The organism is Hydrococcus rivularis NIES-593, assembly GCF_001904635.1.
Taxonomy (GTDB): Bacteria; Cyanobacteriota; Cyanobacteriia; order Cyanobacteriales; family Microcystaceae; genus Hydrococcus; species Hydrococcus rivularis.
On the sequence record NZ_MRCB01000008.1, the window covers coordinates 23080 to 47038 of the forward strand.

Below are 23959 nucleotides of genomic sequence, written 5' to 3' on the forward strand. Positions count from 1 at the left end.
TACGAGTTTTAGCGATCGCGCCTCTTCTCTTCTCCTTACACAGGTTGATGATAGGGTTCGAGAACGATCCGAACGGGTTTTACGTCCCAAATTTCCTTGCAATATTCCCAAATGGTGCGATCGCTAGAAAACTTGCCCATGCGTGCTGCATTGAGAATAGACATCCGCGTCCAATTTTCTCGATCGCGGTAAGCTTGGCTCACTTGCTCCTGACAGTCGATATAAGCTTGATAGTCGGCTAGGAGCATGTACTGGTCTTCGTAGAGCAGCGAGTCTACGATCGGTTTGAACAGTTCGCGATCGCCGTGACTAAAATAGCCATTAGCAATGCGATCGATGACGGCTTTGAGATCGGCGTTATTTTCGTAGTAATGCATCGGGTTATACCCGTCAGATTTGAGCGCATACACTTGTTCGGCTGTCAAACCAAAGAGGAAGAAATTCTCAGGTCCCGCCTCTTGGCGGATCTCGATATTAGCGCCATCGAGCGTCCCAATCGTCAGAGCGCCGTTCATAGCAAATTTCATGTTGCCAGTACCCGACGCTTCCTTGCCTGCCGTAGAAATTTGCTCGGACAAATCTGCCGCTGGATAAATTCGCTGCCCCAGAGAAACGCTAAAGTTTGGCAAGAAGACCACCTTGAGACGACCTCGCACGTCTGGATCTTTGTTGACGACTTCGGCGACCGAGTTGATCAGCTTGATAATCAACTTTGCCATAAAATAGCCCGGCGCTGCCTTGCCGCCAAAAATAAACGTCCGAGGCAGGATATCGATATTGGGATTTTGTTTGATGTGGTTGTAGAGGCTAATCACGTGCAGCACGGCTAAATGTTGGCGCTTATACTCGTGGATGCGCTTGACTTGTACGTCAAAGAGCGAATTGACATCTACCTCGATACCTCTGTGCTTGAGGATATAAGCAGCCAGATCGCGCTTGTTTTCCTGCTTAATTTCTCGCCAGCGCCGACAAAAGTCAGGATCGTCTGCGAACTTCTCTAGCTTTCTGAGTTCGTCGAGATTTTTGAGCCAGCCATTGTCGATTTTCTCGGCAATCAGCTTAGCCAACCTAGGGTTGCTGAGCAAGATCCAACGACGGGGGGTAACGCCGTTTGTTTTGTTATAAAACTTTTCGGGCCAGAGTTTGGCAAAATCTTTGAGGGTATCTTTTTTAAGAAGTTCCGTATGCAGTGCGGCAACGCCATTGATAGCATGGCTGCCCACGCAGGCTAAATGAGCCATGCGAATCTGCTTGTGGTATCCTTCCTCAATCAGAGAGAGGCGACTGACCAGTTCGTCGTCGCCGGGGAACCAGGTTCGCACGTCTTCGAGAAAACGATGGTTGATTTCGTAGATGATTTCTAGGTGTCTGGGGAGGAGTTTGGCAAACAGACTCACCGACCAGCGCTCTAGGGCTTCTGGCATGAGAGTATGGTTGGTGTAGGCAAAGGTTTTTTGGGTGATTTTCCAAGCCGTATCCCAATAGTAGCCATATTTATCGACTAGGAGTCGCATGAATTCTGCGATCGCGACGGCTGGGTGAGTATCGTTGAGTTGGATGGAAAATTTCTCGTGGAAATTGTCCAAACTCCGATTGCTTTGCAAGTGGCGGCGAACCAGATCCTGTAACGAAGCCGAGACAAAGAAATACTGCTGTGCCAAGCGAAGTTCTCGTCCGGCTGGGGTATTATCGTTGGGATAGAGAACTTTCGAGATTGTCTCCGCGTCTATTTTCTCTGCCACGGCGCGATCGTAATGTCCGGCATTAAATGCATCGAAGTCGAAGTCTTGGCTTGCCTCAGCTTTCCACAAGCGCAGGGGATTGACGGTATTGGTATTGTATCCCGGTACGGGGGTATCGTGGGGAATGGCGATAATGGTGCGATCGGGAATCCAAACTACCTTAGCATATCCTCGTTCGTCGTGAAAAAACTCGGTATGTCCGCCCAACATTATCTCAACGGTATCGTCGGGACGGGCAATTTCCCAGGGGTTACCGAAACGCAGCCAGTTATCGGGGACTTCGACTTGCCAGCCATCTTGAATCTTCTGGTGAAAGATGCCGAATTCATAGCGAATGCCATAGCCAATCGCAGGAATTTCTAAAGAGGCAAGAGAATCCAAAAAACACGCTGCCAGTCTTCCTAACCCGCCATTACCCAAGCCGGGGTCGGGTTCTTGTTCGAGTATTTCATCGAGTTCGATCCCCAAATCTTCCATCGTCTGGCGCACTTTGTCATAGATTCCCAGATTGATCAGATTGTTACCCAGGTGACGACCCATCAAAAACTCTGCCGAGAGATAGCAAACCAATTTAGACTGGTTTTTCTTGTAAGTTTCTAATGTTTTCAGAAAGCGGTGCAAGAGCCTGTCTCGCACTGTATAAGCAAGTGCGACATAATAATCGTAGAGTGTTGCTTCAGTCTGACCGATTCCTTGTAGATAAAAAAGATTGTCGAGAAAAGCCCGTTTGAGAGTCTCCAGGCTCATCCCGGTGCGATCGTCTTCTACCTGAATTTTGATCGCCTCTACAGGATTAACCGATACGCTATCCGTCTCTAAAATGTCAGTTTTTTCCATAGTCATTAGTTCTCAAACGTTTCTCGTGCGCCATCTTAATAAAGATTAGAATATAATCGCAAGCATAAACGATAAAGGGTCGGTTTGCCGTTTATCCTTTACCCTTTTTTTAGATCGAATTGTTTGTCGCCTGAGTTAGTGTTGCTTTCCCCAGGTTTTTGCAGGCAAAAGATTGCTGTTCTAGGAAAGACAGGAAAACCGTTTCAGAGGCTCCTTAACTCTTTTAATTTCTTCAAAACGACTTGAGCATGACCTTTGGCACGTACATTGTACCAAGCATGCGCGATCGCGTCTTCGGGATTAATTAGGAAAGTCGAGCGAATAATGCCCATGTATTCTTTGCCCATAAATTTCTTCAATCCCCATGCACCATAAGCTTGGGCGATTTTATGGTCGCGATCGCTTAACAGTTGAATTGATAAATTATGTTTTTCGATAAATTTACAGTGGGAAGTTTCTGAATCGGGACTCGCGCCAAGAATTTTAGCGCCTAGATCGCTGAATTCCGACGAAAAAGCAGTAAAGTCTTGTGCTTGCGTCGTACAACCTGGCGTATTATCTTTTGGATAAAAATAAAGCACCAGCCATTGAGAAGAAAAATCGCCTAAAGTTACTAAATTGCCATTTTGGTCTTTGGCAGAAAAATCTGGTGCTTTTTGCCCGCTTTGAAGAAGATCGTTCATTGATAAGTCGGAAGTAGATCGATTCAGGATATAAATATTTATCCTAGGATTATTCCATTCTGATTGCAGTTAACCAAGAAATAAATTTGACGAGCGACTCTGCGCCGCCGTTAGGCGCATCTGTAGCACGAGTTGGCTCAAAATTTAAGTCCGTCTTATAGGACTTAAGAGATTAGACAGAGAATTTATTCTCTGGCTTTCTTTCGAGAATGAAATAGCTCTATATTTATCCCTAATTACTTAGGCAGATTCTTGAGAGGTTTTGAGTAACTCTAGAAATTGCGACTCCGAAAGTTGAGGAATTCCTAATTTTTGTGCTTTTTTGAGTTTTTCTCCTGGTGCTTTGCCTACTATAATATAGTTGGTTTTGGCACTAGGGGAACTCATAACGCTTCCACCTGCATTTTGAATCAGAGTTCTAGCTTCATCGCGATTGACTTGGGTTAAAGTTCCCAGTATAACAACTTTTTTCCCCTCTAGTGGTTTTTGTTTCTTTTGAGTTTCCGTCGTTTTCTTTTCTGCTTCTGGTGAGGAAATTTGTTGGAGTTCCGATTTTATTTCTTCTTCTTGTTTTGGAGGATGGGTAGGCTGTTGCGGTGTAACTATTTGAGTGGTTTTTTCAGCTTCCTTTAACGAGTTTTCTTGAACGAGTTGCTTTAACTGTTTTTGCAGGTCTTCTGCTTTCTCGGTTTCTTGCTTTAAGGCACTTTCTACTCGTTCTTTTTCTTGTTTGAGGCTAGCTATTTCTTTTTGAAGTTGACCGACTTGCTTTTGCCATTCATCTTTGGCTTGTTGTTGTTCCAGTAAAGTTGCTTTTTCTTGTTTTAGTTCTTCGATCTGTTTTTGTAGCGACGCAATTTGTTTATTAGCTTCTTCTCGAGCTTTTTCAGCTTTTTGAGTTTCTTGAGTTAGCTGACGTAATTCTTTTTCTAGAGAGTCAACTTTTTCTGTTTCTTGTTTTAAGGTAACTTCTACTTTTTCTGTTTCTTGAGAGAGATTAGTAATTTGTTCTTGCAATCTCTCTTGAGCTTTTTGATTCTCCTGGTTTGATTGCTGCAATTGTTTCTTTAGCAAAGCAACCTGTTCTGTTTCTTCTTTCAAAGCTGCTTCGATTCCTTCTCTTTCTTTAGCTAGGTCAGAATTTTGTTTTTGAAGGTCGTCGATCTGAACCTGTAAACTTTCTTGAGTTTGCTGTTTTTCTTGGGTTATTTGTTGTAGTTGGTTTTCTAGAGAAGTTGCTTTTTCTGTTTCCTTTTTCAAAGCTAATTCGAGTTTTTCTTTTGCTTTAGATAGTTCATAATTTTGTTTTTGACTTGTACTAATTTGAAGCTGAAATTCTTCCTGATATTTTTGATTTTCTTGATTTAACTGCTGCAATTGCTGTTGGAGTAAGGTTACTTTTTCTGTTTCTTCCTTAAGCTTTATCTCTACATCTTCTTTGTCTTTTATCAGGTTGTTAATTTGTTTTTGCAAAGAATCAATTTGATTTTGTAATTCTTCTTGAATCTGCTGTTTTTCTTGATTAGTTTTTTGCAATTTTTGTTGCAGAGACTTAGCTTTTTCTGTTTCCTGTTTTAAACTTATTTCTGTACGTTCTTTTTCCTTTCTTAGGTTCTCAATTTGTTTTTCTAGATCGGCGACTTTTTCTGTTTTTTGTTTGAGAGCAACTGCTGCACGTTCGGCTTCTCGTTCGAGATCGCCTAACTGTCGTTGTAGATCGTTAGCTTTTTCTCGATCGCGTTTTAACTCTGCTTCGACGCTACTTTTAGTTTTTTCTAAAGTCGCGATCGCCCGTTGTAACTGACTGGTATTCTCTTCTAGCTGGCTAATCTTATTTTGCAGTTGGGCATTTTGTTCGCCAAGAGATTGTTTAGAATCTTCCGCTTGAGTGAGATTTTCTAAGATTTTCTCTTTTTCTTGCTCTAATTCTTTTTGTTTAGACAAAAATTCTGCCGCTTGCTTGCTTTGACTCCTACGGAGTTGTAGGTAAGTTATTGCTCCTCCAATTAATAAACCTAATAAAGCAGTCGATCCTGCAATTCCATAAACGAATTCGTTGGTCATAGTCAATCCTCCGGTTCGGCAAGCAAGTGACTGGCAATTTTTTGCAGAGATTTATCTCGGTTTGAGATGCCAATCCAACTGACTCTATTTTCTAGTTATATCAGGAGAAAAAGGCGCAGATTGTTGCTGAGTATTAAATCTTAATACGATGGTTTATAAGATTGAGATTGGTTTTATTTTTGTGCGATCGAGCTTCTTGAAATTGACTGTGAAACGATCGTTCGCTCTCATCCTTCATCTTTTAGATTGCGACTGGGATCGCCTAAATAAGCATTATCAGTGCCAATCGTAGTTGTAGCGGGGATGATTTGCCAATGTCGGGATAAATTTTGTAATAATCGGTCTTGTTCTGCTCGCAATCTTTCAATGTTGTTGCCATGATTGATAATGGCAAACCAGACTAAACCGCGTTCTTTGGTAGGAATTACGCCGGCTAAAGCGCTGACTTGCGCGAGAGTGCCAGTTTTAATAACAACGCCAGAGGGAATAGCACGCCACTGCATTGTGCCGTGGCGATCGCGCCCGCTGAGTGGGAATAAATCCGATACACTTCTCGGTTGAGAATCTAATTTGCGATCGAGGGCGATTAACATTTTACCGGCGGCACGGGGAGAAAGCCGGTTATCGACTCCCAACCCAGACGCGTTAATCAGGCGAATCTCCTCAGCAGAGACATTAGCTGCTCTAGCGGCTATCTTAGAGACGACTGCTGCGCCGCCAACAGATTCCCCTAACATTTCTGCCATGACGTTATTGCTGTAGATATTCATCTGTTTGAGGAGTTGGGTTAGGGTTAGAGACTGGTGGCGCAGGAGTAATTGAGCCGTGTCGGGGATGCTTGGTTGAACTTGGATTGTACCCGCGATCTCGATTTGAGGACGCGACGTTCCTTGAGGCAGAGTTTGATATTGCTTTTGCACCTCAGACGACCAACGACGAGAATCCAATCCCTGTTTAAAGAGTTTGCCCGATTTTCGAGGATCGGACTGAAAATTCATTTTAAAATTGCTCGTAACAATTAAATTACCTTTGATTTGTCGAATTCCGAGTTCGTTGAGTGCATTGCCGATCGCGATCGCTTCCTCCCAGACAAACAACGGATCGCCACCTCCCTCAACGAGCAAATCCCCTTCTAAAATTCCATTATGAATAACGCCCGTTTGATAAATACGAGTTTCAAATCGATGGTTGAGATCCCAAGTTTCTAACGCCGCGATCGTCGTAGCAATTTTGGTCAGAGACGCTGCCGATGCAGGGATGCTATCTTGGTGCTTTGCTAATTCTGCCCATTCCGACTGTATCCAAACTCCCTGTCGATCTCTAGAGTAGCCTAGAGAGACTAACCTTTTTAAATAATCTTCAACGATTGTCTCTACCATGGGATCTGGCTGAGTAGGAATGTCAAAAACCTTTGCTTCTTGCCAAGCTACCGCTACTGATAATGCTGTTGCTGTCATACTCGTTGCAGATTTTTGTCCTAGTATGTCCATCAGCAAACCGCCTAGTGCGAAACCGATGGTTTCCAGCATTCCTCGACTCCTTTCCCAAGAATTGGCTGATTTTTTAACTTAATTATTTCGTAATTTACGTCCGAGGTACAGAGAATTTTTTGGGAACTGATGGTTGGGGATTGTTTGATTTTGGATTTTGGATGAAAGGATTTTGGATTGGGGATTGGGAATTGTTAGTGGTTATTAGTTAGTGGTTAGTTTTCTCCCAACTCCCCCTTGTCTTTTTGTCCCCAACTCTCCCAGTCTCCCCGTCTCCTCCGACTTCTCTTTGTCTCTTTATCTTTAGGAGGGAAAACGACACGTTTAGAGTTCGGTTCTACCCAATGACCGACAAGTTTCAGTCTTGCTACATTAAAGAAAAGCAAAACGGATAAAAACGCCAAAAAGATCGACTCGTTCGACAGTAGATTGAGACTACAGAAGAAGTCACAGGAGGCAAACAGTGAACAACGAATTAAATCGTTCTCAAAATTTATTTGGTAGCGAAAGGGAGTCGGGAGAAGGATTGTGGCAATACGTTCAATCTCTAACTCCAGAAACAATAGCTCGCCTTTCTAGACCGGATTCTCCTGAAGTTCTTCAAGTGATGGAACGCAATATTATTGGCTTGTTAGGAAATCTGCCTTCAGAAAACTTTGACATTACCATTAGTACTAGCAAGGAAAACTTAGGACGGTTGTTAGCCTCGGCGATGATGAGTGGATATTTCCTACGAAATGCGGAACAAAGAATGAATCTTGAGAAGTCTATTAAAGCTCTCAACAGCTCTCTCCCAGAACAGGAACAGGAATAATAGTAGTTGGTCATTCGTTATTCCTCATTTGCCATTAGTTCGCCGATAACTGAACTGAGGCGATCGCTGCTTGAGTGGTATGGACGACAGGGGCGGGATTTACCCTGGCGCCATCAAAGCGATCCTTATGCTATCTGGGTTTCGGAGATTATGCTCCAACAAACTCAGGTTAAGACTGTCATTCCCTACTATCAACGGTGGCTAGATCGATTTCCTACCATTAAAGACCTTGCGATCGCCGATCTGCAAACCGTTCTCAAAGCTTGGGAAGGCTTGGGATACTATGCTCGCGCCCGCAATCTCCACAAAGCAGCAGGGCAAATCGTGCGAGACTATAATGGAGTCTTTCCCCAACGGCTAGACGAGGTTTTAACTTTAGCTGGAATCGGTCGCACTACAGCAGGCGGCATTCTCAGTGCTGCTTTTAATCAGCCTTGGTCTATTTTGGATGGCAATGTCAAGCGAGTGTTATCCCGCTTAGTTGCTTTACCCGTGCCGCCGAAGAAAGCAATTGAGCAATTGTGGCAGTTGTCGGATACGCTAATCGATCCCCAGCATCCGAGAGATTTCAACCAAGCTTTAATGGATTTAGGGGCAATAGTTTGTACGCGATCGCGTCCCAGTTGCGATCGATGCCCGTGGATGCCATACTGTCAGGCGTATAGTCAAGGCATGCAAGCTCAACTCCCCATGCGCGAAAGTTCTCCTCCCCTCCCTCATAAACGAATTGGTGTCGCCGTTATCCGCAATGACGAAGGACTGATTTTAATCGATCGCAGACCTGCCAATGGATTGCTAGGAGGATTATGGGAATTTCCTGGCGGCAAAATCGAACCCAATGAAACCGTCGAAGACTGCATCCGGCGCGAAATCTTAGAAGAAATCGGCATCGATATCGAAGTCGAAGACCATCTCATCAGCATCGATCATGCTTACACCCATTTTCGGGTGACTCTAATCGTTCACTATTGCCGCTATCTGGGAGGCGAACCAAAACCAATTCAATGCGAAGAAGTTCGCTGGGTAACATTAGAAGAAATCGATCGCTTTCCTTTTCCGAAAGCCAATACCAAAATTATCGAGGCTTTACGACAAAACAATTAATTTGTCTCTAGATAGACGACCCTTCTTTAATTTTTTTGGCTAAATAGAGAGAAAGCAAAAGATAATGCAACAACCCAGCTCACTCATGAAAACCAAAAAACTTGGCAATACCGATACGACCGTCAGTGCCATTGGTTTGGGAGGAATGCCAATGTCTTTAAGCGGTCGTCCGCCTCAATCGGTGGCAATTGAAGTCATTCATAAAGCGATCGAGCTTGGAGTCACGCTGATTGACACGGCTGATTCCTACTGTCGAGATGAATCCGACAAGCACCACAACGAGCGCCTGATTGCTACTGCACTTCAAAAATACCATGGAGATACGAGCCATGTTATTGTTGCTACTAAAGGGGGCTTAATGCGTCCCAATGGCAACTGGACTCGCCATGGCAATCCCGACCATCTGCGCGAGACGATTCGTCAAAGTTATGAAGCGCTTGGGGGCGAAAAACCCATCGATGTTTGGCAATACCACGCGCCCGATCCTAACTATACGATTGAGGAGTCACTCGCCCCAGCCAAAGAAGCTGTCGCAACAGGGTTAATTCGATTTGTAGGCGTTTCTAACTTTTCGGTAGAACAGATTAAACGCGCTCGCGACGTAGTTGAGATTGTCTCCGTCCAAAATCAGTATAATCCTTGGTACCGTCAGCCTGAATTTGATGGGGTGCTAGAATATTGCGAACGCGAGGGACTAACTTTCTTGCCTTGGAGTCCTCTGGGAGGGAGTAGTCGCGTTAGTCGCCTGCAAGATATTCCGATTATTGCCCAGCTAGCCAAAGAAAAAGGTGCGTCTGTCTATCAGATTGTATTGGCGTGGTTACTCGCTAAATCTCCTTGCATCGTCCCCATCCCCGGTGCTAGTAAAATTTCTAGCATTGAAGATTCTGTAAGGGCGATCGAGGTTCAACTGTCGCCGGAAGAAGTACAATGTCTCGATCGCCAACTCACTCCATAGTTGAATTTGGAAGTCGAGCTGATTGGAAAGATTTCTTTGGCTAACTCATCCTCGATTACTTCGCGGATACGCTGCTCTAAACGTTCGAGATCGAGACCGCTTTCGTCGCGAACGATCCGACGGATGGTTGGATTGACGTTGTGCAAATCCATGAGTAAATCGCTTAGAATCTCCTGCTGCTGCCGTGCCTGAACGATCTCGCGCGGCTCTTGTACGAGGTCGCGCACGATTGAGTCTTCAGCACGAGAGGCAACGATAGGTTCGGTTTGTCCTTGTAGGTATATCAAAGTACGCCGTCCCGGTCCGCGACCTTCCTCGATGGGGATAACTGCTGTTACTTGGTCTGAGCGCACATACTTACCAAAGCCCAGATGTACTAGAACCGATGGCTGTATTCTCATTTAACAAAGCATTTTTCTTTGACTTATCTCTATTCTCGCTCGCTCTAGATTGAATGAAGAGTATTGATTCGGAGTGGGTTTCACCTTTATTTTAGCGTGTTTTCTCTAAAGATGGCGATCGCTTTCTCAGGACTCCTCGATCGCGCGGGAAAACCTTTATGGATTCAGCTTTGCTGCGTTCGTTCCCCTCATCATTTGGGTAGAGAGTTTAACTTGAACTTGTGATAGAAGAAAAAAAATTTTTGGGTTGTTATCTTAGCTATAGGCATAAAGAATGTCCTCAGTCAACTAAATTTAATTTTTAGTAACTTGAAGAAATTTATGCGAATGTATACGACTTTACAGGCGAGGGTTGAGTGCCTATGTCTAACAAAACAGTGGCGATAAAAGATTACCAAGTTATCCCACAACAGAAAGAGCAAACGAGTAAAACTGCACCTTTTCTACATGCAGTCAAAAGCCTTATTTGGTTTGTTGGGATTCCCGCTTGGCTGTTTGCAATTTGCGATCGCGCCCTTGCTATTTTTACCAAAGGTCATTTATCTGTCCTAGAATTCGTACAAATCCTGACAATCGTGTTTTTCTTTGTTACTTGGCTTTATTTAAAGCCAGAACCGAGTTCGGAAAGCGCCGATGAAGACCAGCAAAACCATCAGCTCGATATCGATGCAGAGCGGCTTGAAGTTTACAAAGGTATCGTTGCTAACCGAATGCTTCAGTTGCAAGAGCAACATGCGATTAGTCAAGAGTATACTTTATCTTTTCCCTATCTCTGCCAAATCTATCATTTGCTCAATTTGAAGCATTTGGAAACCATTCACAGCTTCAGCCTCAATAACTTAAAAGTTGTTGGAGTCAGTCAGTTCGAGTCTACGCATAATGGAGGAAAAATTAAGTTTCAAACCGTTTTGGATTCGCCATTCAATGTTTTAAGAATTTGGCGACAACCGCTAGTCGATGTCAACTTAACCCTGCTTACTCCCTATACAGTCGAACTCAGCATCCCAGTTTATAACGGCAAACATATAATTGTCTTGTTTAATGCCGTTCCTCTCAATCAAGGCGCCCATAAGTTCTTTATCGATATTTACACCGACTTAAAGTGGCCTAAACCTTTATTGCAATTCCTTTTGCATATCGCTGCCATTGTGACTCTGTTTGAAGATTTGCCTTATCTGCGCAAACTAGCCCAAAGAAATATCGATCGCTTATTCAAGTCGAATAAGGGTTCGGATTGCAACACCCTCTGGTTGTATAAAAGATTCGTCGATTTATATGGTTCGAGCGAACTCTCTGCTCAACTGCCTCCATCCTCAGCCCAGTAATCATTCAACCGATCTGTAAAGAATTGTTACGATGTATGCAGGTTGGAGCTAAATTTTTCGGGTCGCATTTATTAGGAATAGATAACTATGGCTAACAGCGACTTATCAGAGCATCTCAGAAAAAAATCACAATCTGAAGAGTTTTCTCACATTTACCGAACTTTAGCTTGGTTTTTAGGAATTGCTGCTTGGTTATTTGGAACGATTGACCGAAGCCTCGCTGCTTTTGCCGATGGTTATGTATCTGCAATCGATCTTATGCAAATCGCGATCGCTGTTTTTTTGTTCGTTTGCTGGCTGTTTCTCAAACCAAATTGGAGATTTGCCAATCGAAAGTCACAAACAGATGTGTTCGATAAGCTTTCCGCAAAAAAATAGAAGGTAAGTAGAAATTGAAGCAAAACACAAAGAAAAAGCGATCGATTTATTACGCCAAACGTGGTTAGCGAAATAGGGTTAGTTAAGGAAAGTATCAACGACGGTTAGTTCGACATAAGTCTTGCTATTTATGAGTCGATCGAGGTGTAGCCAAGCGTTCTAGAACTGACAGCGATCGCTATCTCTATCTCATACTTTACGGAACGTAGATGTTTTCAAATATACTAATATTGGCGCGAGCGACAATTTTAATTTATGTTTCAACACTGTTTAATCTGCACGGACTTTTCCGACGGCTTGCATCGATTGACTGATTTTGTTCCCGATTTAGCAAGTAGCGGTCTAAAACGCATTGTTTTTTTACATATTATTTCGGTTTGGCAAGACGGAAGAGGTTCTAGAATAGACGAAGAGCAAATCGCAGCAGCTAAAGAACGCCTCTCAGCCGCTCTCACCTCCGTGCCAGAAGGAGTAGAAGTCAAGGTAGAAGTTGCGTTAGGTCGTCCGGTTGAAAAAATCCTTCGAGCAGTAGAAACCCATCAAATCGATGTCGTTTTTGTGGGCACGCCAATTCGCAGTTTGCTGGAAGAAAAAATCTTAGGCAGCACGAGCGCGGCATTGACGAAATTGATGTCAACACCCCTCATCGTTCTCCGTCCCGAACTAATTACCACTTATACTCGCGAAGAATTATCCTTGCGCTGTCGGCATCTTTGGCGTTATTTGTTAATTCCTTACAATGATGGGAAAGCGGCTCGCTATTTAATCGAACGAATCAAAGAGTATGCCAAGAAACAACCAGAAAAGCATCTAAAACAATGCATGCTCGTTTGGGTTGTTAGCGATGGATTGCGCGAAAAGGTACTGACAACTCACCGCCTGCAAGAAGCTCAGAAAAAACTAGAATCCGTCAAAGCTGAATTAGAAGCACTGGGATTGGAAGTCAATACTGAGGTACGACAGGGAAATCCTTTGCTAGAAATTCTCAATGCTGCGCTATATTTTGATATCAGCGCGATCGCGATCGCAACTGACCGTCAACCCGATTGGCTAGAGTTAGCCGTTCCCTGTTTTGCGAGAGACTTGCTACGTCGCAGTTGGTTTCCAGTCTTATTTTTCTCTGCCGATCGGCAAAATTAAGAGCCTAGTTGTCAACGAGAAAATTTTTCTTGATTTTACTAACCGTTTCTAGGTGAGTCGATCGGTGTGTAAATATTTACAAAAAAAACAGTTGTTTTGAAATCCTAAAATTAACTCTATCTTAAGATAGAATATAAAGCCAGTCTTGTCAGTTAAGGGTATTACTAAGGAGTGAGGAAAAATTCTTAGTTTTTTTGCTAGGTTTTTAAAGAAAAACTATCATAGAAAAAACTTAGCACTGGTACTAATCTTAGAAGATTAGAACGAATTAATGTAGAAAGACTGGCTTACCCGTCCTACCCAGTGGACGACGATCGAGCCAGCGTAGCAGCAGCGATCGCATCATCAATATTCCAGGCTCTTAATGGCTTTGAAGGCTGTCAATCGACCAGGAGTTCGACCTGCACGGGAAGTTAACAGTTAATCGTTAATAGATAGTTAATAGTTAGTAGTTAGTAAATATTTTTTGGGAAACTATTACTTACGAACTACTAACAAAAAAATGGAGTTGAGATGCAATCTTACTCTGTCCATAGCAAGAAATCTGCTTTCTTTCGACAGAGAGACGATATTGTTTCAGCAAATTTTTATATATTAAAAATAAAAGAGGGGAAAATTCAAATGCTTTTAAAAGGAAACAAGCGAAGGAGAATCACTGGCGATCGAGTCTGCCGATTCAGTATTGATTGACTTAGATCTTGCATCAGAACCAGAACCAGTAAACCTTAAAATCTCGCCAAGAAATCAAGTTCTTGGCTAAGAGAATAAGTCCATTAAAATAGACTGAAAGTCTTATTTAGTCATCATTTAGTCCTATAGGCGAGGACTATTGCGACCGAGCAAGGGAATAAATTTCCTTGTGGAGTAGAGCGAAGCGTAGGTGCAAGTCTCAGTTGAGAACGATCCTCTCGATCGAAGCTTGCCTAGCGTTGAACTTTTCAGGAGTTTCTGCTCGGAGATAAATGATATGGATGCTGAAGAATACTTATATCAACCAGCGGTGAAAGAACAAACCTTTTTAGCTGCCTATCGAGGTAATGCTGACTCAAATCAGTCACTGCAAACTGAGATTCCGACTAATGAAAAACCAAGCGCCGATCGCGCTAATAATAGCGGAATCTTATTGATTTCTAGCGGCTTGTTAGCCATCTCGATCGTTTTTACCATTACGTTAGTCGTGGTCTTGCTCAAACGATTGATGTTTTTAAAAACGTTTGACGAACAATCAACGACTGCAAAACGCGATCGGCAAGTTCCCTGCACTAAGTGTCATTTTTTTAACAATAACTTTTATCTCAAGTGCGCCGTTCACCCTTCTAAGGTTTTAACTTCAGAGGCAAGAGATTGTTCGGACTACTGTCCCCGCCGTTAGAAAAGCTCGCTGGCGTTTTTATCGCTGTTTTATTGGGAGAAGTCATGGGTCAAAACCAAGGCAATTTCGTAGAAAATTGCGATCGCTGCGAACTAAATTCCAAAGAAGATTTTTAAAGCATTCTCCATCCGACTCGACCAAGACTCTTCGGTATGCTCTCCCGTGGGATCTTCGACAACAAAGAGATTTTCGTTTTCCCGATACCCAAAATCTTTTACTAAGATATCCCGCATTTCGCGACCTCGTGCCGTAGCACGCTCTTCAATAAACGAATTGTGAAAACCTCCTTCTCGTACTAAACCCCAGTCCAGGTAAATTTTTAAGCGCTTGTCGGGATTGTTTAGGGTTTTTGAAGCCTCGAAAAGAAGTGCCGAAGACTCAAGAGTCCCAAAGAAAGAACCCGCAAACTCGAACAAAGAAGCATCCATCGCAGAATCTATTCCCACCCAAAATGAAGGCGAGAAAGCAGCGACGCAGCGAAAGCGGTTGGGATGCTTAATAGCGGTATAGAATGCAGCCAACCCTCCGTGGGACGATCCTAAAACCAAACTCGTTTCGGCATCGGCAAGGGTTCTGTAATTGGCATCGATAAATCCTTTGACCGATTCCGCTAAATAGCTAGAGTAATTATCCAATCCTCCCCAGTCGCTTCCCTTGACTGGAGCGTGAGTATATTCATAATCCCGGTTGAGGGGACAGATGGCAACAACGATGACCTTACGAATTTGATTGCTTAGATACAGCCTCGTTAGTATCTCTGCCACATTCCAGGTTTTTTGGTAAGCTCCCCCAGGGAAAAAAGCCGTGTCGCCATCGTTCATGTAAATGACCGGGTAGCGTTCCTGGCTAATCTCATAATTTCGCGGCAAGAAAATATGAACTTTACGCGGCTTATCCCATTCTCTGCCCACCTGAAAATTATCGTAAGTGTGAAAAAATCCTCCCCAATAGCCGCGATCGTGAAACCAACCTTCTTGTCCGCCTTTGGTAAATTGCTCAGCCACTTGTCAATAATTTGATGAAAGGATTTTAGATTTTGGCGAAGCCGCCGCACGCTCCTTGAGACGCTTCAAGGAAAACGGCGGATTTTGGATTGGGGATTAGGTAACTTTCTCCCAAGTCCCCCACGCCCCTTATCATCCCCGACTTCCGACTTCAACTATGAATCGTCCCATCGGGCAAAATCGCTCCGGTAAGGATAGCTCCTGTCAGTTTTACCAGAATACGATTGCCAGAACCAACTTTAGCGCCTCTGAGATCGGCTTCTCGCAGGTCGGCTCCGCTCAGATCTGCCCCAATTAGCTTGGCTTCTCGTAAATTTGCCTGTTTGAGATTGGCTTGCAGTAAATTAGCGCGAAATAGATTGGCTCTATACAAATTAGACCCTTCGAGATTAACGTTATGTAAAAAGCTATCGCTGAGGTCGGCTTCGCTGAGATCGGCACCAGCCATGTTTCTGCCAGAGAGGTCTTTTTCTTTGAGATCGGCTCCTCTGAGGTTCGCTCCGCTGAGATCGCTGTAGTAGGGTCTTCTTGCCTGAGAATAAGTTGACTGAGGGCGTTCCCGGGTTGGCTGAGGACGTTCCCGCGTTGGGGGAGGCGCTGCTGGCTTTGAAGGAGATTTTGACTTGGACTGTCGAGACGATTTTTCCTTGGTTTGGATTTGCCGCAGTTGCTCCCGCGCGTGGTTGAGTTCCTGAAGTTTGGCAACGGCTTTTTCTAGCAGCCGTTGATTATCTTTGGGGATGCGATCGGGATGCCAAATAAATGCTAAATCCTTGTAAGCTTGGTTAATCTCTTCGAGAGATGCCCCTAATTCCAAGCCCAGCACTTTGTAGTATTGCTCTAACTCTTTCATTGCCACGCTCATAACGCTTAACCGCAATGGAATGACTTTGGGTTGCCAGCTAGATATGGTTTTATCTTAGCTAATCCGATAGTTTTTCTAGATAATTCTTCTAGAATAATTTCCCCGCACGCGATCGCGCTAAAAATCTTAGAAAAATTACCAAAACGCCCGAACAGATCCAGTTTCTATTCTCCAGGGCAGACAGATAATTCCCTTTTGGAGCGGGCAAATGTCAAGCGATTAGTTAAAATGATTAACAAGTCGGATTAGCTAGTACAATTTTTGAAGATTAACTCGCGCGAACCAATCTGCTTGTATATCAGTCCGAGCTAAATATTGAGTATCCTACAAACTTAAGGAGCTTATCTTTCATTGCTTGCCAGGTATTAAATCATAGAGCTTAAGTTATTATCAGTAAATCAAGACCGACCGATTACTATTGGAACATTATCATTAGACAAATTAGACAAACTTCTACAGGAAGCTATAGCTGCGATTACAGGACAAAATGACCACCGATAACATCCGTTTACGTAACGAATTTTTAAACACTCAGGTGATCGCTCGCAACACGGGTAAAAAGTTGGGAGTTGTTAAAGAAGTATTAGTCGATATCGATCGCCGAGAAGTAGTAGCGTTGGGACTGAGGGATAACATTCTTGCCCTCTCTGGAATGCCTCAGTACATGTACATCTCTAGCATCCGGCAAGTAGGCGATGTCATTTTGGTAGAGGATGAGGATGTCCTCGAAGCCATCGATATCGATGCCTACAGTCCCTTGATCAATAGCGAAGTAATTACAGAAACGGGAGAACCCCTGGGTCGCGTTCGGGACTTCCAATTCAATCTAGAGGATGGCAAAGTATCTACCATCACGATCGCTTCTTTGGGATTTCCACAGATTCCCGAGCAACTCATCAGCACCTACGAACTCTCTATGGAGGAAGTGGTCAGCAGCGGACCCAATCGCCTGATCGTTTTTGAAGGGGCAGAAGAGCGCCTCAGACAGTTAACCGTAGGAATCCTAGAACGTTTGGGCATTGGCAGACCCCCTTGGGAAAGAGAAGAAGAACAGATGTATCCGTCTACCGTTCAACCGGGCAACGAACTGCCTAGCGGCATTCCCATTCGCACGCCAGTAGAAGCCCGTAAGCCAGTGGTAGAAGAACGTTGGGACGAAGATGAATGGGAACAGCCTATCGCTGCTCCGCCTCCTCGTCGGCAAGCCGAGTCGATTCGCTACGAGGAAGAATATGAATACGAAGAGGAGTTAGAAGAAGACAACTGGGGCGAAGTCAGAAAAGAGCGTGCTGCGGCTCGCTATCAACCCCCCATTTACGAACCCAAGGCTCCCGAACCGGATTACGATTACGAAGACTACGATGATGTCCGAGGCGATGTCTGGGACGACGACACGGAACCGGAGCCTTATAAGCCTTCTCCGGTTAACATTCCCGACAAGAAAAAAGAGAAACAACCCGAATACGAAGAAGAAGCAGGCTACTAATTTCCGCTCTTAAGAACTTAGACAAGATAGGATAAAGTTAGACAAACTTAGACACTATCCTGATGTCTTATTTCTGTTTCATTCAGAGTCACTGCTGCCTACCCCCTAAAATTCAGCCAACATTTCGAGCGGCTACCTGATTTTTTACGAGAGAATAGATCTTGAGGAAACTTCAGTTGGAGGATAGCGATGTTGTGCGACAACTGCTTACGCCAGCGAAGCTGTTGGGTATACAAACTCGCACAAGCGGATGTGCGCTTGCTTGCTTTGTTGAAAAAACTCAAACAGTGCGAGATTCACCAATCAGCTTGAGATCGAACTAGCTAGTTGAGTTTTTCTCACGCTTGCGTAGTCTTCTCTTGCAAAATTGTCTTAGCGACGATCCGCGTTTTCTTCCGTTCCGCTTCTGAGAGGTCTTGCCCCGATTGCAAGCGAGTAGCGCTGGTCTGGAGAACGGTTGCCGCTCCTTGGTCTCCTAATTGTAAGGCCGTGTTGGCAGCTGTTTGTAGCATTGTGACAGCCCCATCGCGATCGCCTTGTTTGAGTTTGGTTTCTGCAATTTGGGTTTGTCGGTATTTCGCGAGCATCAAAATCGCTTTTTGTACCTGGGGATCGGGTTGCGGTTGATAGACAGACTGCACCTCTACTTGGACGGGCAGTTTTTCGGTGAGCAATCCTTCTTGGGACGTAGCCGGATCGTCGTAGCGCACTTGCACTTTAGCGATGGTTTGCGTTCCGGTTGGCAATTGGCTCAAATACAAATTCACCAACACGACCCGCGAATCTCCCGTCATTAAATCGCCCAAGCGGATGAGATGGCAGTCGCCTTCTACTTGAGAGGTTAACTCTACAGTGTCTGGGGCAACTTGCGCGATGGGCTTGAGTTCGGCGAGGCGCACCTGGGGGGCTAGTTCTAGCAACAAGCGTGCATTGGTTAAGGCGACTGATTGAAGGCGGTTAAATAGTCGGCTAAACTCGCTGAGAACTTTGTCGGGAGTTTCGATATAGCTGAGCGTTCCTCCGGCATAATCAGCAATTTTTTCCAAGACATCCTGATTCCAGTGAGTGCCAAAACCAAGCGTGTTGATGGTAATATTGTACTCTGATGCCAACTGAGCGAGTTTTAAGCAGCGCTGGTTGTCTCCGTGTTCGTTCTCGCCATCGGTCAAGAGCAGAATTTGGGAGACTGTGTTGTTTTTTCCTTTCGTCGCTTCTATAATTCCCAGCTTCATTCCCTCGTCGATCGCGGTGCCTCCAGCGGGTTCTAACTGTTGAATTTGATGCCTGACTTTGCTAAGCTCCGTCACGGTTTGATTGGGGACGATGACTTTGGCGCGATGGTCGAAGGCAACTACCGAGAGGCGATCTTTGTGACTCAATCGTTCGATGAGACGAATGGCAGCTTCTTTGACTGTTTCTAAGGGTCGTCCGGTCAGAGAGCCGCTATGATCGAGTACCAAACAGAGATTTAACGGTAGCGATTGCTCCTGTTCCTCGGCGATCGCGGCGATCGACAAAGACAATTGGCGCTGACTTCTAGCTTGATTGGCATCTAGGTGGGAGTCGCTTAGCGCTGGTTGTATACTAACTTTCATAGAATTTTAGCATTTTACTGAACGACAACGGCGATCGCCGCTCTGCTCTCTTATATCTCATTTATTTCGAGAACCGCTACACAAGAGAAACTTATTATTTTATATCATCTTGTTTTGAAGATTCAGCACAAGATAAGCCGAAAAAGAGATTGGGGAGACGCAGCGATCGATGACGCAGGCGCGGGCGCGGCTGTAGGATTTTCCTGCGTCCGCACTTGAGCGCGCCTTTCTCTACTTGACTCCCTAACTCTCTATCGCTCTACATTCCGGGAAGATTCAGACCACTAGTCAGTTCTTCCATCCGCGTCCGCATCGTTTCTGTCGATTTATTGTAAGCATCTGTCATCGCCTCGGTTACGAGTTCGGACAGTGTTTGTGCACCTTGAGCGACGGCTTCTGGAGAAATTTCTACGCGACGGGGTTCTTGGTTGCCACTAAGGATAACTTTTACCGAACCATCGCTGCTTTGTCCCTGAATTTCCATTTGCTCCAATTCTTCTTGGAGTTTTTTAGCGCCTTCTTGAACTTGCTTGGCTTTCTGGAAAGCCTCTTTGAGTTGTCCTAACCCAAACCCAAATCCTTGTCCTTTTGCCATATCTCTATAAAATCAGTTGAGTAATCTAGAATTCAAGATCGACAAGAGCAAGTAGAAATACTTGCTCGGTTGAAGGAAATCAACCTCTAGTTAATCTTAGCCTTTCCTGGCGATCGCAACAGCTTTAGGTGAGTGAAAACTCTCCCAAGATTTTTACTTCTGGTTCTAGCAACACCGACCAATGGGATTCAACTCGTTCCTGGACGTAGCGGATCAAGCGAAAGATATCGTCTGCTTTAGCATTGCCGCAGTTGAGGATAAAGTTAGCGTGGCGACGGGCGACTTCTGCGTTGCCGATGCGATAGCCTTTTAACCCCAGTTGTTCGATGAGCCATCCGGCTGCATGGGGGGTGGGATTGCGAAAAACGCTGCCGCAACTGGGGCGATCGTAGGGTTGGGAACTTTTGCGCTGTTGGAGGTTGCGATTGGTAGTTTCCATAACCTCATCTCGACTAAAGCCCGGTTGTAGTTGGAAGGTAGCTTCGATAACTAGCCGATTGCCGCCTTGCAATGCCGAAGTTCGATAGCTGTAGTTCAAAGCGTCGGGGGTTAGCTCCTCTAGGGTTCCATCGGGGGAAAGAACGGTGGTGCTGACCAGATATTGGGCAGCGCAGTGGTTGTGAGCGCCTGCATTCATGACCACCGCTCCGCCAACCGTCCCGGGAATGCCAACCGCCCATTCTAAGCCTCGCCAACCCCGTTTAGCGACCTGCCAGGCGAGGCGAGCGATGGGTTCGCCCGCGCTTGCCGTTATTCTTGCCGTTTCGGGATCGAAATGGGTGCGCCGCAGGTAGCGAGTGCTAAGGACTAAACCGGGAATGCCGCGATCGCTGATGAGCAAATTCGAGCCAGCACCCAATAGGAGTAGGGGCAGATCTTGACCTCGAAACCACTCGAAGGTGGCTTGCAATTCGTCCCAATTGCGCGGGGCTACATACCATTGCGCCAGTCCGCCGACTCGATAGGAGGTAAAGTCTGCCAGAGAGACTTGGGGGCGAATGAAACATTCAGTACCCGGCAAATGAATCGGCGAGGGGGCAGAAGACAAAACCATAGGATTGCTGAGACAGAAACTGATTAAAGAATAACTCGAACTTTTGTGAGGGGAACCGGGTCTAAATTAACAGTCAAAACTAAAAGTGCCAATTTAAATTAATTGGCACCATAAAGGGCAATTAATTCGGGTATCGTCTGATTGAGATTTCCCGCGCCCAGAAATAGCGCCAAGTCTCCTGGTTGGAGAATTTCTTTCAATTTAGCGCCCAAGGTTTTCAAAGCGGGATGGTAAATTACCCGATCGCGATGGCTGGCGATCGCGTCAGCAACTTGCTGACCGTCTAGTTGGTGGAGATTCACCTCGCCAGCACTGTAAATGTCAGTTACAACAACCAAGTCGGCATCGCCAAAAGCCGTTGCAAATTCGTCGAGAAATGTAGCGGTACGGCTGTAGCGGTGCGGTTGAAAAATTGCCACCACTCGCGCGTTCTGCTTTTGAGAGATCTTTACGCGAGCAGCTGCTAGCGTAGCTCGGATTTCGCTGGGGTGGTGGGCGTAGTCGTCGATCAAGGTAATGCCATGGCAATCCCCGCGCCACTCAAACCGTCGCTTGGCTCCCCCAAAGGTTGCGATCGCGTCGGCAATCATCTCAAATTCTAGTCCCAGCAATCGTCCTGCCGCCACGGCAGCCAAAGCATTGCTAATATTGTGCTGACCGGGTAGCCCCACTTGCATCGTTCCCAGTAACTTGCCTCGCTCCCATACCTTAGCAATACTGCCGCCAGGATGGTGGGTTATTTCTGTAACGGTATAGTCGGCGTTATTATGCGAATCGAGACTGTAGCTAATTTGCGGCTTGAGGCGTTCTCGAACTGTTTCGCAATCGATACTCCCAATTGTAGTTTCGCATTGAGCGGCAAACCTCTCAAAGATATCGATTACCTGTTCTAAATTCTGATAGCGATCCGGATGGTCGAGTTCGATATTGGTGACAATCCCAATCTTGGGAGCGTGTTTGACCAAAGAGCCATCAGATTCGTCTGCTTCGGCGACGAGGTATCGCCCCTCTCCTAAACGGGCATTACCTTCCCAAGCATCTACTTCACCACCGACTATGATAGTCGGATCTAATCCGGCTTTGAGCAATACGTAGCCGATTAAACTACTGGTCGTGGTTTTTCCGTGGGTGCCAGCAACGGCAAGGCTGTGATATTCTGAGATTAAAGCAGCTAAAACGTCAGAACGATGAAAGATCGGACAGCCTTTTTCTTTAGCGGCCAAATACTCTGAATTGCTTTTTCCAATCGCAGTCGAGCAGATCACTTGAGGTAGGCTATCGCACCAACTGGTTTGACTGAGGTACTGAGCAAACTTGCTTACTCCACTGCCATTGGTCGTTACGCCAGTTTGTCCCGCTCCGGCTAAAATCGGTAAAGGTTCGCAAGCGCTGGGATCGAGCGATTGAAACAGTTCTAGATTGGTGGCTTCTTGGCGGTTAAAAATATAGGCACCGACGGACTGCAATCGTTCGGTAATGTGACTGGGACGAAGATCGGAACCAGAAACGGGTAACCGACGTTTGGCAAGGATATAGGCGAGGGCTGACATCCCGATCCCGCCTATACCGATAAAATGGAAGGGTCTTCCGCTAAAATCAACCGTTTTCACTATTTATCTCTCCTGACACACCACAAGGCTTGAAGGTAATATGGCTTGGGCTAAGGGGCGCTTGGTACTTGCGTACACTTTAATAATAAGCGCGATCGCAGTAGAAACCAAGTTTTTTATGCGAGTATTACTGGATTTCGTCATGCATTCATTCTTATACTCCCGCAATCGGGATTAGGCTTACTTGAATAAAGACTGAGTGACGAGATAGATGTTTCTTTGAACGTAGCAAAAATTTAAAATGCATATTTTTCAGTAGAGAAAGGATGTCAACCAAGCATAGCAAGAAAAAGTTAGCATTTTGGGGATCGAATTGTGCGAGCTTTGCGATATGATCGGGGTCAATTAATATTGTTTTAATGTATTGAACGAAATCATAGAGGGCAAGACGCAGTGATTAGAGTAGCGATCAACGGGTTCGGGCGCATTGGACGTAACTTTCTTAGATGCTGGCTGGGAAGAGAAAACAGCCAGTTAGAAGTTGTGGGGATCAACGATACTTCCGATCCTAAAACCAATGCCCATCTACTTAAATACGATTCCATGCTCGGCAAATTGAACGCCGACATCGGTGCCGATGAAAATTCGATAATTGTCAACGGCAAAACTATCAAGTGCGTATCGGATCGCAATCCCCTAAACTTGCCCTGGGCTGACTGGGGAATCGATTTAATCATTGAAGCGACGGGCGTTTTTGTTGACGAAGAAGGGGCATCGAAGCATATCGCCGCAGGTGCGAAAAAAGTTCTAATTACTGCCCCAGGTAAGGGTGCAAACGTGGGAACTTATGTCGTTGGGGTCAATCACAACGACTACGAACATAGCAAGCATACAATCCTTAGCAACGCAAGCTGTACCACTAACTGTTTAGCGCCCGTTGCCAAAGTGCTGCACGAACACTTTGGCATTGTCAAAGGAACGATGACGACAACTCACAGCTACACGGGCGACCAACGCTTGCTCGATGCCAGCCACCGCGACTTGCGACGGGCAAGAGCAGCAGCCATTAACATCGTACCTACCTCTACAGGTGCGGCAAAAGCAGTCGCGCTCGTGCTGCCAGAATTGAAAGGCAAACTGAACGGGATTGCCTTGCGGGTTCCCACGCCTAACGTCTCTGTCGTCGATCTCGTCGTTCAAGTCGAAAAAAGCACCATTGCCGAACAGGTTAATGAAGTTCTGAAGTCAGCCGCCGAAGGTTCTTTGAAGGGGATTTTACAATATAGCGACCTGCCACTGGTATCTTCCGATTATCAGGGAACTGATTGTTCCTCGATCGTCGATGCTAGCCTAACCATGGTCATGGGCGGCGACATGGTGAAAGTGGTTGCTTGGTATGACAACGAGTGGGGCTATTCTCAGCGAGTCGTCGATCTCGCCGAAATTGTCGCTCAGAAGTGGCAGTAATATAAAGAGTTCGGATTCGACAGACAACAAAAACA

At 45.3% G+C, this 23959-nt stretch carries 19 protein-coding genes and 1 pseudogene; 9 read left to right on the top strand and 11 right to left on the bottom strand.

What is annotated here, in order from left to right:
- Positions 1-35 precede the first annotated feature (35 nt).
- The 4 genes from NIES593_RS08780 to NIES593_RS08795 all read right to left on the bottom strand — a co-directional run bounded on the left by NIES593_RS08780 (position 36) and on the right by NIES593_RS08795 (position 6855).
- Positions 36-2579, bottom strand: a complete 2544-nt coding sequence (locus NIES593_RS08780) for a glycogen/starch/alpha-glucan phosphorylase (RefSeq protein WP_073599221.1) — start codon at positions 2577-2579, stop codon at positions 36-38.
- A gap of 203 nt (positions 2580-2782) precedes the next feature.
- Positions 2783-3262, bottom strand: coding sequence for a thioredoxin-dependent thiol peroxidase (gene bcp, locus NIES593_RS08785; RefSeq protein WP_073599222.1), 480 nt, complete (start codon positions 3260-3262; stop codon positions 2783-2785).
- Positions 3263-3502: 240 nt separating this feature from the next.
- On the bottom strand, positions 3503-5326 hold the full coding sequence (locus NIES593_RS08790; protein WP_073599223.1) for a BRCT domain-containing protein: 1824 nt from the start codon (positions 5324-5326) through the stop codon (positions 3503-3505).
- A gap of 227 nt (positions 5327-5553) precedes the next feature.
- On the bottom strand, positions 5554-6855 hold the full coding sequence (locus NIES593_RS08795; RefSeq protein ID WP_073599224.1) for a D-alanyl-D-alanine carboxypeptidase: 1302 nt from the start codon (positions 6853-6855) through the stop codon (positions 5554-5556).
- 424 nt (positions 6856-7279) lie between these two features.
- Here NIES593_RS08795 and NIES593_RS08800 point away from each other — a divergent pair, with 424 nt between their 5' ends.
- The 3 genes from NIES593_RS08800 to NIES593_RS08810 all read left to right on the top strand — a co-directional run bounded on the left by NIES593_RS08800 (position 7280) and on the right by NIES593_RS08810 (position 9692).
- Complete coding sequence (locus tag NIES593_RS08800) at positions 7280-7630, top strand: DUF760 domain-containing protein (protein ID WP_073599225.1); 351 nt, start codon at positions 7280-7282, stop codon at positions 7628-7630.
- Positions 7631-7636: 6 nt separating this feature from the next.
- Positions 7637-8734, top strand: coding sequence for an A/G-specific adenine glycosylase (mutY, locus tag NIES593_RS08805; RefSeq protein ID WP_175561084.1), 1098 nt, complete (start codon positions 7637-7639; stop codon positions 8732-8734).
- An 85-nt stretch (positions 8735-8819) separates the two neighbouring features.
- Complete coding sequence (locus NIES593_RS08810) at positions 8820-9692, top strand: aldo/keto reductase (protein WP_073599331.1); 873 nt, start codon at positions 8820-8822, stop codon at positions 9690-9692.
- 47 nt (positions 9693-9739) lie between these two features.
- On the opposite strand, the pseudogene NIES593_RS08815 reads toward NIES593_RS08810, so the two are convergent.
- A pseudogene (locus NIES593_RS08815) lies at positions 9740-10093 on the bottom strand (hypothetical protein); the annotation flags it as partial.
- A 362-nt stretch (positions 10094-10455) separates the two neighbouring features.
- Here NIES593_RS08815 and NIES593_RS08820 point away from each other — a divergent pair.
- The 4 genes from NIES593_RS08820 (at position 10456) to NIES593_RS23225 (ending at position 14308) form a co-directional block, all read left to right on the top strand.
- Positions 10456-11418, top strand: coding sequence for a hypothetical protein (locus NIES593_RS08820; protein ID WP_073599226.1), 963 nt, complete (start codon positions 10456-10458; stop codon positions 11416-11418).
- A gap of 87 nt (positions 11419-11505) precedes the next feature.
- On the top strand, positions 11506-11796 hold the full coding sequence (locus NIES593_RS08825; protein ID WP_073599227.1) for a hypothetical protein: 291 nt from the start codon (positions 11506-11508) through the stop codon (positions 11794-11796).
- Positions 11797-12051: 255 nt separating this feature from the next.
- Positions 12052-12936: a universal stress protein gene (locus NIES593_RS08830; RefSeq protein ID WP_073599228.1), complete on the top strand. Its 885-nt coding sequence runs from the start codon at positions 12052-12054 to the stop codon at positions 12934-12936.
- Between the two features lie 967 nt (positions 12937-13903).
- Positions 13904-14308, top strand: coding sequence for a hypothetical protein (locus NIES593_RS23225; protein ID WP_083602394.1), 405 nt, complete (start codon positions 13904-13906; stop codon positions 14306-14308).
- Positions 14309-14400: 92 nt separating this feature from the next.
- On the opposite strand, the gene NIES593_RS08840 is transcribed toward NIES593_RS23225, so the two are convergent.
- Both NIES593_RS08840 and NIES593_RS08845 read right to left on the bottom strand, forming a co-directional pair.
- Entirely contained in the window at positions 14401-15312 is a 912-nt protein-coding gene (locus tag NIES593_RS08840; protein WP_073599229.1) for an alpha/beta hydrolase, read from the bottom strand.
- A 151-nt stretch (positions 15313-15463) separates the two neighbouring features.
- Positions 15464-16165, bottom strand: coding sequence for a pentapeptide repeat-containing protein (locus NIES593_RS08845; protein ID WP_073599333.1), 702 nt, complete (start codon positions 16163-16165; stop codon positions 15464-15466).
- Positions 16166-16664: 499 nt separating this feature from the next.
- Here NIES593_RS08845 and NIES593_RS08850 point away from each other — a divergent pair, with 499 nt between their 5' ends.
- Positions 16665-17663, top strand: coding sequence for a PRC-barrel domain-containing protein (locus NIES593_RS08850; RefSeq protein WP_073599230.1), 999 nt, complete (start codon positions 16665-16667; stop codon positions 17661-17663).
- A 338-nt stretch (positions 17664-18001) separates the two neighbouring features.
- Here the strand turns inward: NIES593_RS08850 and NIES593_RS08855 are convergent, their stop codons facing one another.
- The 4 genes from NIES593_RS08855 to murC all read right to left on the bottom strand — a co-directional run bounded on the left by NIES593_RS08855 (position 18002) and on the right by murC (position 22520).
- Positions 18002-19258, bottom strand: coding sequence for a vWA domain-containing protein (locus NIES593_RS08855; RefSeq protein WP_073599231.1), 1257 nt, complete (start codon positions 19256-19258; stop codon positions 18002-18004).
- A gap of 259 nt (positions 19259-19517) precedes the next feature.
- The gene (locus NIES593_RS08860) at positions 19518-19853 is read right to left on the bottom strand and encodes a YbaB/EbfC family nucleoid-associated protein (RefSeq protein WP_073599232.1); all 336 of its coding nucleotides are present in this window, start codon (positions 19851-19853) and stop codon (positions 19518-19520) included.
- 124 nt (positions 19854-19977) lie between these two features.
- Positions 19978-20907: a UDP-N-acetylmuramate dehydrogenase gene (murB, locus tag NIES593_RS08865; protein ID WP_073599233.1), complete on the bottom strand. Its 930-nt coding sequence runs from the start codon at positions 20905-20907 to the stop codon at positions 19978-19980.
- A 98-nt stretch (positions 20908-21005) separates the two neighbouring features.
- Complete coding sequence (gene murC / locus NIES593_RS08870) at positions 21006-22520, bottom strand: UDP-N-acetylmuramate--L-alanine ligase (RefSeq protein ID WP_073599234.1); 1515 nt, start codon at positions 22518-22520, stop codon at positions 21006-21008.
- 390 nt (positions 22521-22910) lie between these two features.
- Here murC and NIES593_RS08875 point away from each other — a divergent pair, with 390 nt between their 5' ends.
- Entirely contained in the window at positions 22911-23924 is a 1014-nt protein-coding gene (locus NIES593_RS08875; RefSeq protein ID WP_073599235.1) for a type I glyceraldehyde-3-phosphate dehydrogenase, read from the top strand.
- The last annotated feature ends 35 nt before the right edge of the window (positions 23925-23959 follow it).